10 protein-coding genes are annotated in these 16,285 nt (G+C 54.7%); 6 read left to right on the top strand and 4 right to left on the bottom strand.

What is annotated here, in order from left to right; genetic code table 11:
* Nucleotides 1-34: 34 nt before the first annotated feature.
* Both IPJ96_03855 and IPJ96_03860 read left to right on the top strand, forming a co-directional pair.
* On the top strand, nucleotides 35-1,570 hold the full coding sequence (locus IPJ96_03855) for a T9SS type A sorting domain-containing protein (GenBank protein ID MBK7909483.1): 1,536 nt from the start codon (nucleotides 35-37) through the stop codon (nucleotides 1,568-1,570).
* Nucleotides 1,571-1,654: 84 nt separating this feature from the next.
* A complete protein-coding gene (locus IPJ96_03860) occupies nucleotides 1,655-2,914 on the top strand; it encodes a T9SS type A sorting domain-containing protein (protein MBK7909484.1) in 1,260 nt (419 codons plus the stop codon).
* 91 nt (nucleotides 2,915-3,005) lie between these two features.
* Here IPJ96_03860 and pdxA read toward each other — a convergent pair whose 3' ends face one another.
* Both pdxA and IPJ96_03870 read right to left on the bottom strand, forming a co-directional pair.
* The gene (pdxA, locus tag IPJ96_03865; GenBank protein MBK7909485.1) at nucleotides 3,006-4,082 is read right to left on the bottom strand and encodes a 4-hydroxythreonine-4-phosphate dehydrogenase PdxA; all 1,077 of its coding nucleotides are present in this window, start codon (nucleotides 4,080-4,082) and stop codon (nucleotides 3,006-3,008) included.
* Nucleotides 4,083-4,248: 166 nt separating this feature from the next.
* Complete coding sequence (locus tag IPJ96_03870) at nucleotides 4,249-5,685, bottom strand: leucyl aminopeptidase (GenBank protein MBK7909486.1); 1,437 nt, start codon at nucleotides 5,683-5,685, stop codon at nucleotides 4,249-4,251.
* Nucleotides 5,686-5,799: 114 nt separating this feature from the next.
* Here IPJ96_03870 and mqnC point away from each other — a divergent pair, with 114 nt between their 5' ends.
* From mqnC to IPJ96_03885, 3 genes are all read left to right on the top strand, one after another.
* The gene (gene mqnC / locus IPJ96_03875) at nucleotides 5,800-6,924 is read left to right on the top strand and encodes a dehypoxanthine futalosine cyclase (GenBank protein MBK7909487.1); all 1,125 of its coding nucleotides are present in this window, start codon (nucleotides 5,800-5,802) and stop codon (nucleotides 6,922-6,924) included.
* A gap of 8 nt (nucleotides 6,925-6,932) precedes the next feature.
* On the top strand, nucleotides 6,933-9,614 hold the full coding sequence (locus IPJ96_03880; GenBank protein ID MBK7909488.1) for a gliding motility-associated C-terminal domain-containing protein: 2,682 nt from the start codon (nucleotides 6,933-6,935) through the stop codon (nucleotides 9,612-9,614).
* A gap of 205 nt (nucleotides 9,615-9,819) precedes the next feature.
* On the top strand, nucleotides 9,820-10,410 hold the full coding sequence (locus IPJ96_03885; GenBank protein MBK7909489.1) for a riboflavin synthase: 591 nt from the start codon (nucleotides 9,820-9,822) through the stop codon (nucleotides 10,408-10,410).
* 195 nt (nucleotides 10,411-10,605) lie between these two features.
* Here IPJ96_03885 and metF read toward each other — a convergent pair whose 3' ends face one another.
* Nucleotides 10,606-11,562, bottom strand: coding sequence for a methylenetetrahydrofolate reductase [NAD(P)H] (gene metF, locus IPJ96_03890; protein MBK7909490.1), 957 nt, complete (start codon nucleotides 11,560-11,562; stop codon nucleotides 10,606-10,608).
* Between the two features lie 11 nt (nucleotides 11,563-11,573).
* Complete coding sequence (locus tag IPJ96_03895; protein ID MBK7909491.1) at nucleotides 11,574-13,481, bottom strand: gliding motility-associated C-terminal domain-containing protein; 1,908 nt, start codon at nucleotides 13,479-13,481, stop codon at nucleotides 11,574-11,576.
* Nucleotides 13,482-14,243: 762 nt separating this feature from the next.
* Between IPJ96_03895 and lepA the strand changes: the two genes are divergently transcribed.
* Nucleotides 14,244-16,031, top strand: coding sequence for an elongation factor 4 (gene lepA, locus IPJ96_03900; GenBank protein ID MBK7909492.1), 1,788 nt, complete (start codon nucleotides 14,244-14,246; stop codon nucleotides 16,029-16,031).
* Nucleotides 16,032-16,285: the final 254 nt, after the last annotated feature.

Here is a 16,285-nt window from a genome sequence, read left to right on the forward strand (position 1 = left end):
CGTAAATTGCATTTCCTATCTTAACCTGACTCGGATGAAAAAACAACTACTTCTGATCTTGTGTGCGGTTTCCCTCTGGCAGTTCGCGTCTGCGCAACGCTACTCAACGGAAATCTTTTCCGATGTTTCTGTACAGCAGAACATCGTTTATGGTGACAACTTCAGTGTTCTCACCGGCACACCTACCAGCGTTCAGCTGAAAATGGACGTGTATACTCCCGTTGGAGACGTCGAAACCAGCCGTCCGGTCGTGGTCATGCTCCACACCGGCAGCTTCCTGCCGGCGATCATCAACCAGACGCCTACCGGTTCGATGCGCGACAGCGCCATCGTGGAAATGTGCAGCCGCTTCGCACGCCGCGGCTATGTGGCCATCTCCGCCGACTACCGTACCGGCTGGAACCCGCAGGCCGTCGGTTCTGCCGGACAGGATATCCGTACCGGTAGCCTGCTCCAGGCTGTTTACCGGAGTATCCTCGATATCAAGGCTTGTGTCCGTTACATCAAGAATGATGTGGCGACCGCCAACACATACGGTATCGATACCACCAAGATCATCCTCGGCGGTATGGGCTCCGGCGGTTATATCGCGCTTGCCTATGCTACCATTCAGGATACGGCCGACTTCAACCTGCCGAAGTTCATCAGCAGCACTACGAATGCGTCCTATGGCTTCGTCGCGGGTTCCAGCTATGTGAACACCGGCCTCTGGGGTGATATCGAAGGCTACGGCGGAACACCCGGCCTCAATAACCCGAACAATACACCCGGTCGTTCGACCGATGTTGCATTCGTCTTCAATTGCGGCGGCGCGCTCGGCGACAGCTCCTGGCTGCGCGCCGGTGACGTACCGATGGTTTGTTTCCATCCGGTAACCGATCCGTTCGCTCCTTATGGAGACGGTACGGTTATCGTTCCGACCACCGGCGACCCGGTTGTCGACGTAAGCGGTAGCCAGACCATCGTTACACGTGCCAATGCCTTGGGTAACAACGATTGCTTCCTTTCCGCTACGTTCACTGATCCTTTCACGGCGGCTGCCGACCTTAACAACAACGGTCAGGATGGACTGTTCCCCTTCCTCTTCGCCACGCCGCAGGCTGGTCCCTGGGAGTGGTTCGATTCAACCACTACTGTTCAGGTTGCCATCGCCCTCGGTCTCGGACAAGCTGCCGGAACGCAGATCTATCAGAACGCCAAACTGACCAACCCGGATATGTCGAAAGCCAAAGGAATGGCCTACATCGACACCATTCAGGGTTACGTCAACCCGCGTATGATCCAGTGTCTCGGCCTAAACGTTGGCATTACCGATCTGGGTCAATTGAATCAGCAGGTTTCGGTTTACCCGAATCCTTCGGCCGGCGCTTTCACCGTCGACCTTCGTCAGGTTGCCGACGCTGTTTCGTACATCCGCGTGGCTGATCTGACCGGACAAATCGTCCGCGATCTTCGTCCGGATCTCAGCGGTCTCAACCCGGTCGATGCCGCCGGACTTTCAAAAGGTGTCTACACCGTACGCGTCGGCTTCTCCAACGGCGAAGTCGTGCGCAAAGTGGTGCTGCAATAATTACTACTTGAAGCGAGATGATTGGAAGGCCACCCCGAACGGGTGGCCTTCTTTTTTTGTATTGGTAATTCATTACCTTCATGCATGCTTCGATCACTACTGTTATTCGCATTCGGTATTTCCCTGGCCTGGAACGCCAGCGCCCAAACGATCATCGATTGCGGCTCCGGCCGTTACGATTCCGAGCTGTTCCCGGACGTGACGGTTCAATCCGATGTGATTTACGGTTCCAACGTTGACGCCAATGGTCAGACGCTTCAGTTGAAGATGGACATCTACCAACCGGACGGTGATACTGCGGCCTACCGGCCGGCCATCGTCATGGTCCATGGCGGTAGTTTCATTGCCGGGTCGAAACTCGACAACGACGTTGTGGAGATCTGTACCCGTTTCGCTAAACGAGGGTATGTCTGTGCTTCCATCGACTACCGAATCGGTATTCCGTTTCCGATCGCGGAAGCGAACGCGGTACGCGCCGTGTATCGGGCGGTACAGGATATGAAGGCGGCTGTGCGCTTCTTTCGGCAGGATGCCGCCACAACGAATACCTATCGGATCGATCCCGATATCATCTTCGGCGGGGGGAGCTCCGCCGGCGCTTTCACCGCGTTGCACCTCGCTTACCTCGATGATCCCGCGGAACTGCCGTCTCAGATCGACACCGTCGCGCTCGGCGGTATGGAAGGTAACAGCGGTAATCCCGGGTATTCATCGGAGATCAAAGCCGTCGTGAATCTTTGTGGCGCGTTGGGTAATAAGACGTGGATTCATCCCGGCGATGAACCGCTCTGCAGCATGCACGGAACGGTGGACAATACAGTCCCCTATGGAACCGACATGATCTACCTGGCCGGGATCTTCCCGATCATGATCGTGGATGGAAGCTATCCGGTTGCCGAACAAGGGAACCTCGTCGGACTCGACAATACCATGTACACGTTCTTTGGTGCCGATCACGTACCCTATGCGATCGATGCCGCATACATGGACACAACCATTCGCTTCGTCAGCAATTTCCTCTATCGCCAACTCGGCTGCACGCCTGCCGACCCGGAACCGCTCGCGAATACGTTTCCGACTACCGGTGTTCAGGATCTGCAAAAAGCGGACTGGAGCATCTTTCCGAATCCGGCAGCAGGCCGTTTCCAATGGCAGAACCTTCCGGCAGAAGCCGCTTCCTTTCGTTTGGTCGATCCGCAAGGACGTGTTGTCATTAACTCCCGCGAATTCCGCGATCGGGCCGTGGACCTGTCCGGTCTGCCGGCCGGGATGTATTTCATTCGGCTGATGAACGAGAAAGAGCAGGAAATAGGTCAGAAAGTGCTGATACTGCTGGGCAAATAACCGGCCCGCCCAACTCGAAACTTGGAACTCGGAACACGGAACCTGAAACCCGCCTGCCTGCCTTTCGAAGCTTTAGCGTAGGCAGGAAACCTCAATCTCCTCTTCCTTCTTTCGTCTGCTTTCCGAACGCAAGCGGGTTGGCATTGATCTCGTCGTACTCGGCCCGTTTGCGCAGTACGTCGATGGCCGTATAGATAGCATCGCGAAGTGACTCTTCGTTGGCTTCACCTTTTCCGGCAATGTCGTAAGCGGTGCCATGATCCGGTGAGGTGCGAACGAACGGGAGTCCGGCCGTGTAATTGACCCCGGTACCGAAACTCAGCGTCTTGAAAGGAACCAATCCCTGGTCATGGTACATGGCCAAGACGGCGTCGAACTTTTGAAAAGCGCCGGAACCGAAGAATCCGTCGGCAGAGTAAGGGCCATATACGAACATGCCTTCATCGAAACACTGCTTGATGGCCGGGATGATCACCTGCTGCTCCTCTTGCCCGATGAGTCCGTTGTCGCCAGCATGCGGATTGAGCCCCATGACGGCAATGCGCGGCTTGCGGAATCCGAAGTCGCGGCGGAGCGATTGGTGCATCAGCTTGATCTTGCGGATAATCTTTTCCACACTCAGTTGGCCTGCGACTTCCTTGATCGGTACATGACCGGCCACGACCGCTACGCGTAAGCGTTCGCTGACCAGAAACATCAACGGGTCCTTGACGCCGAACTTCTCGCCGAGATATTCGGTGTGACCGGCAAAATTGAAATCCTTGCTTTGGATGTTGTGCTTGTTGATCGGCGCGGTGACCAGCACGTCGATACGACCGTCCAGGAGGTCGTTCACGGCCGCTTCCAGGGAACGAAAGGCATATTGTCCACTGATCTCCGTCGCCTTGCCGAATTCCACCGGCACTTCTTCCTCCCAGCAGTTGACGACATTGGTCTTCCGCAAAATCACTTCACTGCTGCTGCGTACCGTCTGGTATTGAAATTCATTCAGGTTAAGTAGCTTCCGTTGCAGTGAAACCAGTTTATTGCCTGCATAAATTACCGGCGTGCAGATCTGGTGCATCCGGTTGTCCAGAAACGTCTTCATCACCACCTCCAACCCGACGCCATTCACGTCGCCGCAGGTAATACCGACTTTAATCTGGCCTTCGAGTTCGGGTTGTGACATGAGGCTGTTGGGTTAAGGCGAAGAGGGGAATTAGGGTTGCTGGGAAATTGTAATTGGTAATTAGTAATTAGTAATTAGTAATTGGTAATTAGAGACGGGTATTTTTTTTCGCTAAAAAATTCATTCACTATTCACTATTCACTATTCACTGTTCACTATTCACTCCTCATACCCCACTAAAAAACTCCACCAGCATCCGAACACCCATACCCGTCCCGTTCTTTCCGCGGTAGCTCCAGTTGGTCTGTAGCCAGGCCGGTCCGGCGATGTCGAAATGCATGTAAGGGTAGTCGACAAAGCGTTGCAGGAATTTGCCTGCGGTGATCGCACCAGCGGTCGGTCCGCCGATGTTTTTCATATCAGCAATGTCGGATTTCAGCAGGTCGTCGTACTCGTCCCAGAAGGGAAACTCGGCCATCCTTTCATACACCTGCTCGCCCGATTCTTTTACCCGGGCTTTCACCTCTTCGGAAGCCGTTCCCATGCAAACAATGCCATAAGGGCCGATCGCCGCGGCTGCAGCGCCGGTAAGCGTGGCGAAGTCCATGACGAGTTCGGGTTTGTATTTCTTGGCATAATGCAGCGCGTCCGCAAGCAGCATACGTCCTTCGGCATCGGTGTTCAGGACTTCAACCGTCTGCCCGCTCATCATCGTCACGACATCGCCCGGTGTATAGGCATCCCCGCCCGGGCGGTTGTCCGTTGCCGGGATCAGCGCAACAACGTGTACCGGAAGTTTCGCTTTCGCGATCGCATACAATGCACACGCAACCGTTGCACCTCCGGCCATGTCGCACTTCATGTAATCCATGGAGTTCGGCGTAGGCTTCAGACTCAATCCGCCGGTATCGTACACAACACCTTTGCCGACCAATACATACGGCTTGCGGTTTTTGGCTCCGCGCGGTTTGTACTCCATGATCGTAAAAGTCGGCGGCTGAGGACTGCCCTGGTTGACCGCCAGCAGACCGCCCATTTTGAGCGATTTTATCCTTGCCTTTTTCAGTACTTCCACCCGGATTCCCGCGGAACGGCCTAGTTTGGCCAACTCTGAAGAAAATATGGTCGCATTGAGATACGACTGCGGTTCATTGACCAGGGTGCGTGCCCGATAAACGGCATCGATCACATGGTTCAGCTTCTCGACCGCTTTACGGCTTACTTCGGTGCTTTGGATCAGGATTTCCGAAACGGTATGGGCTTCCTTTTCCTTTCCTTTTGAACGGTATTTCAAAAACTGGTAATTACCCAAGGCCATGCCCTCGGCCAAGGCAAGGGCTGTATCCCCATGTCCGGCCACATCTACGAGTACAACCCGTTCTTTTTTCTGACGGTTAAACGGGCCCAATAACGCGTCTCCGGCACGCCGGCACGCCTCCAATAAGGCTGCTCCGGTTTTTTTCTTGTCGAGCCGGTGGACCGCGATCAGACGACGGTACTGGTTGATCACCACATTGTTGCGATCCGCCTTCAGCTCGTGCTGAACATAGGCTTGCTCGTCGGCAGACAGCAGTCCGGTAGGCAATCCGCTTTTGTCATCAAGCAGTAAAATGAGCGAATCCGTGGCCCGGTAGGTGCCTGTCAGGCGGATGGAAGTGTGCATTTTAAATCCTATTTTTGAAGGGCGGAAATTACTCATTTTTCCGCTCTTTCCCGTGGAACCAGGAGACGTTTCAGTTGTTCTCTAACCGAACGTGTTCCCGTTCACCGCTTTACCATGAATGCCGACGTTCTCCTAAACCGCGCCCTCCGCCTCGAATTCCTCTCCGCGGAAGAAGGGCAGTACCTGTTCCTCCATGCTCCCACGGCGGAGTTGATGGATGTTGCCCACCAGATCCGGAAAAAGTTGCATCCCGATAACAAGGTTACCTGGATCATCGACCGGAATGTCAATACCACGAATGTCTGCATTGCGAATTGCAAGTTTTGCAACTTCTACCGGATCCCCGGACATGCCGATGCTTACATCACCACCATCGATCAGTACAAAGAAAAGATCGAAGAAACCTTCCGCTATGGCGGGGAGCAACTCTTGTTGCAGGGTGGACATCACCCCGGACTTGGTTTGCAATTTTATATCGACACTTTCCGGGAACTCAAACGACTTTATCCGAATCTGAAGTTGCATGCCCTCGGGCCTCCCGAGATCGCGCATATCACCAAGCTCGAAGGGACGTCGCATACCGAGGTGCTTCGTGACCTGATGGAGGCCGGACTTGATTCACTTCCCGGCGCCGGTGCCGAGATCCTCAGCGATCGTGTTCGCCGGCTGATCAGCAAAGGGAAATGCTCCGGTCGCGAATGGCTCGATGTCATGCGCGCCGCGCACCAACTGCATCTCACGACTTCCGCCACCATGATGTTCGGCCATGTGGAGACGCTGGAAGAACGCTTCCAGCACATCATCTGGCTGCGTGAAGTCCAATCGGAGAAGCCAGCGGACGCGAAGGGTTTTGTCTCGTTCATTCCCTGGCCCTTCCAGGACCACGATACCATCCTCCGTCGCATCAAAGGCGTACGCAATGAAGTGACCGGCGAAGAGTATATCCGCACCATCGCCATCAGTCGCATCCTGCTGCCGAATATTCCGAACATCCAGGCGAGCTGGCTGACGGTCGGCAAGGAGATCGCGCAGATCTGCCTCCATGGCGGCGCCAATGATTTCGGCTCCATCATGATCGAAGAGAACGTGGTTTCCGCCGCCGGCGCACCGCATCGCTTCACGTCAAACGGCATTCAACAGGCTATTCGTGAGGCTGGATTCGAGCCGCAACTTCGTAACCAACAGTTCGAAGACCGCCAATTACCCGAAACCATCGAACAGCAACTCATTACCTATTGATGCTCCGCATGCGTCCCGCACTGCTTCGAATTTTCCTTTCTGCCGCGCTGGTGCTCTTTGCGCTGGCATTCGCGCAGGCGACGCACAACCGGGCCGGGGAGATCACCTGGGAATTCATCGGCACCTGCCCGACCGACACTACACCGAACGCCGCTTACACCTATCGGGTAACGATCACCACGTACACCCGTACCAGCAGCATCCAGGCCGACCGGCCTTCGCTCGACTCGGTGTATTGGGGCGACGGAACGCAGTCGTCTTTCGTGCGTCAGCAGAAGATCGACCTGGGAAACGATATCAGTAAGAACATCTACATCAATACGCATACCTATGCCGGCAACGGCAGCTTCAAGATTTACTTCGTCGATCCGAACCGCAACGAAGGCGTGGTGAACATCCCCTCCTCGGTCGATGTCCCGTTCTCCGTTGAAAGCCTCCTGATTGTCGACCCGTACCGCTGTCCGAACAATTCACCGGTATTGACTTACCCCCCGATCGACCGCGGTTGTGTCGGCCGTACGTTCATACACAATCCGAACGCGTTTGATCCCGATGGCGACAGCTTGTCGTATGAATTGACCGTCTGCCGTGGCCTTAACGCGGATCCCATTCCGGGCTACTCATTCCCGGTCGCCTCCAGTTCGTTTTCGCTCGATCCGATCACCGGCGACCTCACCTGGAATACACCCATCGCCCCGGGTGAATACAACGTAGCCTTTCGCATCATCCAGTGGAGAAACGGCGTGAACATGGGGTATGTCACGCGTGATATGCAGATCCTCATCGGCAACTGCAACAACCGCCCACCGGTCATCGAAGCCGTGGCGGATACCTGTGTACTGGCAGGGGACTCCCTGAATTTCCTGGTGACGGCGATCGACCCGGACCAGAACATCGTGCAGCTAAGCGCCTCCGGTGGCCCGTTTCAGGTTACGCCTGCCGCTACGTTCGCCCCGATACAGCAGAACAACGATACCGCGATCAGCCGGTTCAGTTGGCAGCCGGATTGCGACCTGGTGCGCGCTCAACCCTACTATGTACAATTCCGTGCGAATGATATCGTGCCGGTGGATTCGATCAGCCTGGTCTCGCTGCGAGGCCTGTTCATTCGCGTCATCGGCCCACCGCCACCAAGCCTGACCGCGGTTGCGGTTGGCAACACCATCCGCATCGACTGGACTGCGCCCTCGACCTGTTCCAACCTCGTCGGCTACAGGATCTACCGCCGTGCGGGTGCATACGGACAACCGATCCCATGCCCGTGCGACAATGGAGTTCCTTCCCATACCGGATATACCTACCTCGACTCGGTGGGCAACGCCAATACCCTGTCGTTTGTCGATAACAACAGTGGCGCAGGACTTGTGATCGGTATTCAGTATTGTTACCTCGTCACCGCGGTCTTCGCTGATCGTTCGGAAAGTTGTGCTTCGCCGGAGGCTTGTGCCTCCCTGCGCCGGGAATTGCCGGTCATCACGAATGCGGATGTGGTCACCACCGATGCTGCGGCCGGTCAGGTCTTCGTGGCCTGGGGCAAACCGATCGAACTCGATACTGTCCAATATCCGGGTCCGTATGAGTACCGCTTGTTTCGCTCTCCCGGCTTCGTCGGCCCTTCGTTCACCCAGATCGCGACCCTGGTGGCCCCGGCCGATACCACCTTCCTCGATAACGGAATCAACACAGTGGGTTCCGCCTGGAGTTACCGCGTCGACTTCTATTACACCAATGCCGGTGCCCTGACATTCAAGGGGAGCACGACCATCGCTTCAACCGTGTTCCTCAGCGTGGGTCCCACCGACGAAGCAAACGTGTTGAGCTGGCAGGAGGAAGTGCCCTGGCAGAATTATCGCTACGACATCTTCCGGCAGAATCCCGCCACCTTGCTTTTCGATTCGATCGCCAGTACAACGGCTTCCACCTTCACCGATACGGCATTGACCAACGGTACCGAGTATTGCTACTTTGTTCGCAGCATTGGTACTTATGGCTTGCCTTCTTTGGTGGATCCGATTGTTAACCGGTCTCAACGGGTTTGTGGTACACCCTTCGATAACGTCCCACCCTGTGCTCCGGATCTGGAAGTCTTCTCATCCTGCAACGAAAACCGGAACGAACTCATCTGGACCAACCCGAACAATACCTGTGCGGATGATGTCGAGAAATACTACATCTACTATTCGCTTACGGAAGACGGTGGTTTCGAACGGATCGATTCGGTGATCGGCGCAAACGACACGACCTACCTGCACATCGACCTGCCCGCGCTCTCAGGATGTTATCGGGTCACTGCGGTAGATGATAATGGAAACGAAACGACCGACCCTGAAACAGTTTGTGTCGATACGTGCCGTCAGTATGTGCTGCCTTCGGTATTCACACCGAACAAGGACGGTAAGAACGACCTCTTCCACCCCTGCGATTCGACAACGACGCTTGATCTCCAGCTCAGGAATTGTCCGCCGTACCGGAATGTCAAGGACATTGACCTGAAGCTATTCAACCGCTGGGGCCAGCTCGTATTCGAGACGACCGACAAGGACATCAACTGGGACGGCACCCACAAGGACAACGGCAGCGATTGCCCGGATGGCGTTTACTACTACACCTGCAAAGTCAACTTCTTCCGCATCTCCGGCGAAGAATCGGTGGAGCTGAAAGGATATGTGCACTTGATCCGAGGGCAATAGACTTTAATCAGTTCGCGGATGGCAGCAGGCAGTAGACGGTTTGTCCGAAGTGCTTCCAGAACATTGAATTGTTTAGGTCGGCGAATCCGAAATGCAATTGAGACTAAGCTAACTTCCAACTTTCATCTTTCAACTCGGAACCCGCCTGCCTGCCGTAGCTTTAGCGAAGGCAGGAAACCCGGAATCTGAAACCCAGAACCTGCGTATGTTCACCGGCATCATCGAATCCACCGCCCCACTGGTCGCAACGCGCACTGAAGGCTCTAACCTGCATCTGCGTTTTCGCACGCCGATTGCTCGCGAGCTCAAGGTGGATCAAAGTGTGGCGCACAATGGGGTCTGCCTGACGGTCACGAAGGTGGAAGGGAAGGAATACGAAGTGACGGCGGTGGAGGAAACATTGGCGCGTACCAATCTGGGCGAGCTACAGCAAGCCGACCTGGTCAACCTGGAACGCTGCATGCGCCTCGGCGACCGTCTCGACGGTCACATCGTGCAAGGGCATGTGGATACGTGCGGTAAGGTGGAGCGCATCGATTCCCGCGACGGCAGTTGGAATGTTTACTTTACGTATGATCCGTCAAACGGGCATCCCACGGTACCGAAAGGTTCTGTTTGTGTGAACGGCGTCAGCCTGACCGTGGTCGAATCAGGATCCGGTCGTTTTTCCGTCACCATCATTCCCTATACCTGGGAACACACCAACTTCCACCGACTTAAACCGGGCTCGACTGTCAACCTAGAGTTCGATATCATTGGGAAGTATGTGGAGCGACTTCTGTCGGAAAGAAAATAATCCAGAAGAGTTTGATTCAAATGCCCTCCGTAGCGCAGCCACGGCGGACAGGTCATTTTCGCAAAATGCGCATCTATCTATTGTGAATGTTCCAATTCTTCTGTCTACGCTAAAGCTTCGGCAGGTAAAATTCACTGTTCACTGTTTACTGTTTACTGTTCACTATTCACTGTTCACTATTCACTGTTTACACCCTCAAAACACCTTCTCCGCGATTCGGCAGGTGATCTCCGCGTTACTCATCGTATAGTAGTGCAAACAGGGAGCCCCTGCTTTCATCAACTCTTTTGACTGTTCGACGCACCACTGGATACCTTCGGATTTAACATCCGCGTCGGTCTTACAGGCCTCGATCCGGTCGATGAGTTCCTGGGGAATGTCGACGTGAAAGGCTTTCGGTAAAGAAGTGAGTTGCTTACGCGTTGTGATCGGCTTCAGCCCCGGGATGATCGGGACGTTAATTCCCATCTCTTTGCATTTTTCAACAAAGGCGAAGTACTTCGAATTGTCGAAGAACATTTGGGTCACGAGGTATTCGGCGCCCGCTTCGATTTTCGACTTCAGCCAGCGCATGTCGGTCGTGAGGTTCGGCGCTTCGAAGTGTTTTTCCGGATAGGCTGCCACGCCGATGCAGAAGTTCGTTGGCGTAACGTCTTGCAATTCTTCGTCGAGATACTTGCCGGTGTTCATGTTGGCAACCTGTTTGACGAGGTCGATGGCGTACCGATGCCCGAGCGGATGCGCTTCAAATACCGGCTCCGACTTGATCGCGTCGCCGCGTAGCAGCAAGACGTTGTCGATATTCAAGAAGTGCAGGTCGATGAGCGCGTTCTCGGTTTCTTCCCTGGAAAAACCTCCGCAGATGATGTGCGGGACCGTGTCGACGTTATAATGGTTGATGATGGCCGAGCAGATGGCAACCGTTCCCGGACGCTTGCGCATCGAGAACTTTTCCAGCAAGCCATTCTCGCGCTTCTTATAGACATACTCTTCACGGTGATAGGTCACATCGATGAAGGCGGGCTTGAACTCCATGATCGGATCCAGGATGTTGTAGATGCTCTGGATACTCTTGCCTTTTAGCGGAGGCAGGATCTCGACGGAAAACAGGGTTTTCCCGTTGGCGCGGGCAATGTGTTCGGTAACTTTCATAAATCGTTCAGTCAACGCAGCAGGGTCAGGGTGCCGCGTTTTTCGGTCGACCGGTTATCGGCGACCTGAAGGATGTAAAAGTACGTATCTCCCTGCAGCTTACCGCCATCCCAATCATTCCGATAGTCCCCGCTTTCATACACGGTTTTCCCCCAGCGATCGAATATCCGCAATCGGCTGCCGGGATACTGCTCCAGGTTGCGAACGAAGAAGTTGTCATTCCTGCCGTCGTTGTTCGGAGTCATGACGGTGCTGACCACTACCGCCGTATTGCGGACCTCAAATCGGCAACTGTTCGACCAACTTACCAGTACCGGCTGACCGCTGTTGGCTGTCCGGATCCTGAGCTGGTAAGTACCGTTACGGTCCGGTTTTTCGTAGCGATAGACCGTGTCCGTCGTGGAACTGCCGGCGATGACGAACGGCACCCCGCTGCTGTCGATTTGTACCACTTCATAGGTCGCCGGCCAACCGTGATAGGCTGTCCACTCGAGATCGATGTGCAGCGAGTCTGCCAGTTCCGTGCAGTTGAGGAAGATCGTTTGCAGGCTGTCGGTTCGTGCCGACTGGAATCCGGTGTTCGTTCGTAGGTCCACCGCGTACCGTATCGGATGATCCGCAACGCGCGGATCGGGATCGAGATAAACCGTATCGTCGGGCTGCGTGATCGTAGCGATGGGTTGATAATCCGTTCCCGGGCCGTCGTTGCGGTAAACAGTGTAGGCACTGAACTGCTGATGGTCGAGACCGGCAGGTTTTTCCCAAACCGCCTGCCAACCATCCTCCGGATCGGTAACGCTCACATTCAGCAGTCGGGGGACGCCAGTGAAACAGTCCGAAAGTGTGATGAATAAGGTGTCGCCTTCGCCCTGCGCATCGCCGCAACTGTTTAACAGGGTGTTCGCGTCGCTGCCGGTCTTGCACCACAGCCGGAGATTTCCGTTGGTGATCAAGGGCTGGAAGAGTTGCAATTCCAGATCGGTGAAAAGTCCGTTGGAACAATTCATCGCAGTCGCACCGGTGATCGGCAGCGGTTGCCCGTCCGGTCCCAGCAGTCGGAAGTCGGAGCCGTCGGTGGCGACCGAGTTGCAGCGGAGCGGCATCGCGAAGTGCAGGACCAGGCTGGTGTCTCCGCAATTCATCGCGTCGATTGTGGCGGTCGACAAGGCCGGCGGTCGATTGCACGTCAATGCGATCAGTACCTGTACTTCCCTGACCACAAAGCCGGCGAGGCTGCCGTTGCGGTAGCGTTCGAATCTGCACGCGACCGTCGCGCCTTCCTGGATCGCCGGCTGACCGGAGAAGATGCCGCTGACCGGATCAAATTGGAATCCGGCAGTTGTCTGAAACGGAAGAGAAGGGGAGTAGCCGATCGCGTACGGAACATTCGTTAGCGGTTGCCCCGGCCCCGGTATACCCTGCGACGGGATCAACAGGGCTCGAACACTATCGGCTGCTGCGTCGGTATAAAGTGGATCGTAGAAAAGCCCGTCGTTCACACAGCTAAGCAGTACGGCAGGGTTGGCAAACACCGTGGACGAATCGTTCGGAAAATTCTGGTTGTCAAAACCGGCTTCCAGGTGCAGCGAATAGTCTTGCGGACTCACCAGCGAGGTCACCACGGTGTTCCGGTTGAGCAATTCGCAACTCACCAGCCAATCGGTGCAGGCACCCTGCAATTGCAGCACGCCCTGGTACACATACTTCCGAATGCCATAGGCGGTACCACCCTGGCAACTGCTTACGCCGCAAACCGGGTATGGCCCGGTCGATACTTCCACACCACCGCCGTTGATCAATGGTAAGGTTTGGACGCCCAGCCAACCGCAGGAATTCGAACTGAAATTGACATCCACACTCGTGTAAACCTGCTGACTGGTTGCTCCGCAATCCGAGAAGAGTCCGATGGTAATCTCCACCCGGTTAGCCCCCAGGCAACGGTACCCAATTTCGCCACCAGCCACGTGTGTAGCGGTAGCGCGAAACGCGGGTAGGCTGATAAGAAGCCAAAAAATCGTTAAAAAGATGGTTTTCAGGGCCTGACGCTTAAGCTAATCCTTTACGAGAACCAGCAGGCGGCGGTTACCAGGTTATTGGAGAAGTGAGATTAGTGATTTGAGATTCGATATTGGTGATTTGTCCCAGGAATGTGCGAATTGATAGTTGAATGCAGATCGAAAGGATCTGACGTTTAAATAATTGAAAATTAATAAATTAAATAAGAAATGGCAGTCACTCAATATTGCGTAAGTTGCTTATTTACAGATAGTTGAGTACTTCCGGCGGTGTTACGCTAATTCTGGAAGGTGTTACGCAATCCTGTATTGAGATTCGAAGGATGAAAAGCCTTTATTTTAGCAAAAAATAGGGCTAATACACCCCAAAGCTCGATCAATACGCGCACTCAAATCCTTCAAAGAAAGCAATCAATATTTTAACCGCCTGTTTTCAATTACCAATTACCAATTACTAATTACCAATTACTAATTACCAATTACTAATTACTAATTACGAATCACCAATCACCAATCACCCATTCCAAAACACCAACCCCCATCCCTGCCTCCCCTAATTTGCCTACTTTTGCAACCCGCCCGGGATTCGGGAGGCTGAAATTTCGAAATTGTTCGAAATTGCTGATAATGAACAAAATGGACCTCGGGTCCGGAATCTGACCGCGCGTGAAGAACATCCGCAATTTTTGCATCATCGCCCATATCGACCACGGTAAGAGCACTCTGGCGGATCGACTCTTGGAGTTCACCCAGACCATCTCCAAAAAGGATTTGCAGGCGCAGGTTCTCGACGACATGGACCTGGAACGTGAGCGCGGTATCACGATCAAGAGTCACGCGATCCAGATGCAGTTCGCCTTCAAGGGCGAGAAGTATGTGCTTAACCTGATCGATACGCCCGGACACGTCGACTTCTCCTACGAAGTATCACGCGCCATCGCAGCTTGCGAGGGCGCTCTGCTCATCGTAGACGCTGCGCAGGGAATCCAGGCACAAACCATTTCGAATCTCTACCTCGCGCTCGAGCACGAACTCGAGATCATTCCGGTTCTCAACAAGATCGATCTGCCTTCCGCCAACCCGGAAGTGGTGAAGGACCAGATCGTCGACCTGGTCGGTTGCAATCGTGAAGATATCATTCCCGCTTCCGCCAAGACCGGACTGGGCATCGAAGACATTCTCGCCGCGATCGTGGAGCGTATTCCCGCTCCCAAAGGCGAACCGGCTGCTCCGCTGAAGGCCTTGATCTTCGATTCGGTCTTCAACTCGTTCCGCGGAATCATTGCTTACTTCCGTGTAATGGACGGCGAGATCCGTAAAGGCGATAAAGTCAAGTTCGTCGCCACCGGCAAAGAATACATCGCCGACGAGATCGGCATCCTGAAACTCGACAAGGTCCCGCGTGATGTCGTGAAGACCGGCGACGTGGGTTATATCATTTCCGGCATCAAAGAAGCCGCGGAAGTGAAAGTGGGGGATACCATCACCCACCGCGACCAACCTTGCAGTGAGGCGGTGAAAGGTTTCGAAGACGTGAAGCCCATGGTCTTCGCCGGCATCTACCCGGTCGATACCGACGAGTATGAGGAGCTGCGTAACTCTATGGAGAAGCTCCAGCTCAACGACGCTTCGCTTGTCTTCCAGCCGGAAAGCTCCGCGGCCCTCGGCTTCGGCTTCCGTTGCGGCTTTCTGGGCATGCTCCACATGGAGATCATCCAGGAGCGCCTCGAACGCGAATTCAACATGACCGTCATCACGACGGTTCCCAACGTATCCTATACCGCCTACCTCACCAGCGGTGAAGTGCTCGACATTCACAACCCGAGCGAGATGCCGGACCCCAACCACCTCGCGCGAATCGAGGAGCCGTACATCAAGGCCCAGATCATCACCAAGTCGGAGTTCATCGGTTCGATCATGACGCTCTGTATCGGTAAGCGCGGACAGATCGTCAACCAGCACTACCTCACCACCGACCGCGTCGAACTGCAGTTCGACATGCCGCTGGCGGAGATCGTCTTCGATTTCTACGACAAGCTCAAGTCGATCTCCAAAGGATACGCGTCGTTTGATTATCATCCGATCGGCTACCGCGAGTCCGATCTCGTCAAGCTCGACATCCGCCTCAACAGCGAACCCGTCGACGCGCTTTCCGCGCTGGTGCACCGCAGCCATTCGTACGACTTCGGCAAGAAGATGTGCGAGAAACTGAAGGAACTCATCACCCGCCAGCAGTTCGAGATCATCATCCAGGCTTCCATCGGAGCCAAGATCATCGCGCGCGAAACGGTCAAAGCCCTGCGCAAGGACGTGACCGCGAAGTGTTACGGCGGTGACATCTCCCGTAAACGCAAGCTCCTCGAGAAGCAGAAGGAAGGTAAGAAGCGCATGCGCCAGGTCGGTAACGTCGAGATCCCGCAACAGGCATTCCTCGCGGTGCTGAAGCTGGATTAAGCGACAGCCTTCGGCGGACAGTCGAAAGACTCCGCGCTGTTCTCATTTGTCTATTTTCCATTCGAGTCACCCTTGTCCCGCAAGGGTCGATTCATCCGAAGATCCGTTCGAATGGATGTTCGTATCCGCCATGCGCACCATTTCCCGGATGGCGTTCGGTTGAACCCTTGTACTACTTTCATTGTTCGATCGCTCGCCTGCATCCGGCAGGCGTTAGTTCGAGCATAGGTGTAATCTCGCACTCGCCGCTTAGC

The organism is Bacteroidota bacterium, assembly GCA_016713765.1.
Taxonomy (GTDB): Bacteria; Bacteroidota; Bacteroidia; order AKYH767-A; family 2013-40CM-41-45; genus Pollutiaquabacter; species Pollutiaquabacter aromativorans.

Bases quoted from the DNA above. Each gene is read 5' to 3' on its own strand.
- IPJ96_03870 (MBK7909486.1), bottom strand. From the start codon at position 5,685: ATGCACACTTCCATCCGCCTGACAGGCACCTACCGGGCCACGGATTCG.
- mqnC (MBK7909487.1), top strand. From the start codon at position 5,800: ATGAATGCCGACGTTCTCCTAAACCGCGCCCTCCGCCTCGAATTCCTC.
- IPJ96_03855 (MBK7909483.1), top strand. From the start codon at position 35: ATGAAAAAACAACTACTTCTGATCTTGTGTGCGGTTTCCCTCTGGCAG.
- IPJ96_03880 (MBK7909488.1), top strand. From the start codon at position 6,933: ATGCGTCCCGCACTGCTTCGAATTTTCCTTTCTGCCGCGCTGGTGCTC.
- IPJ96_03885 (MBK7909489.1), top strand. From the start codon at position 9,820: ATGTTCACCGGCATCATCGAATCCACCGCCCCACTGGTCGCAACGCGC.
- metF (MBK7909490.1), bottom strand. From the start codon at position 11,562: ATGAAAGTTACCGAACACATTGCCCGCGCCAACGGGAAAACCCTGTTT.
- IPJ96_03860 (MBK7909484.1), top strand. From the start codon at position 1,655: ATGCTTCGATCACTACTGTTATTCGCATTCGGTATTTCCCTGGCCTGG.
- pdxA (MBK7909485.1), bottom strand. From the start codon at position 4,082: ATGTCACAACCCGAACTCGAAGGCCAGATTAAAGTCGGTATTACCTGC.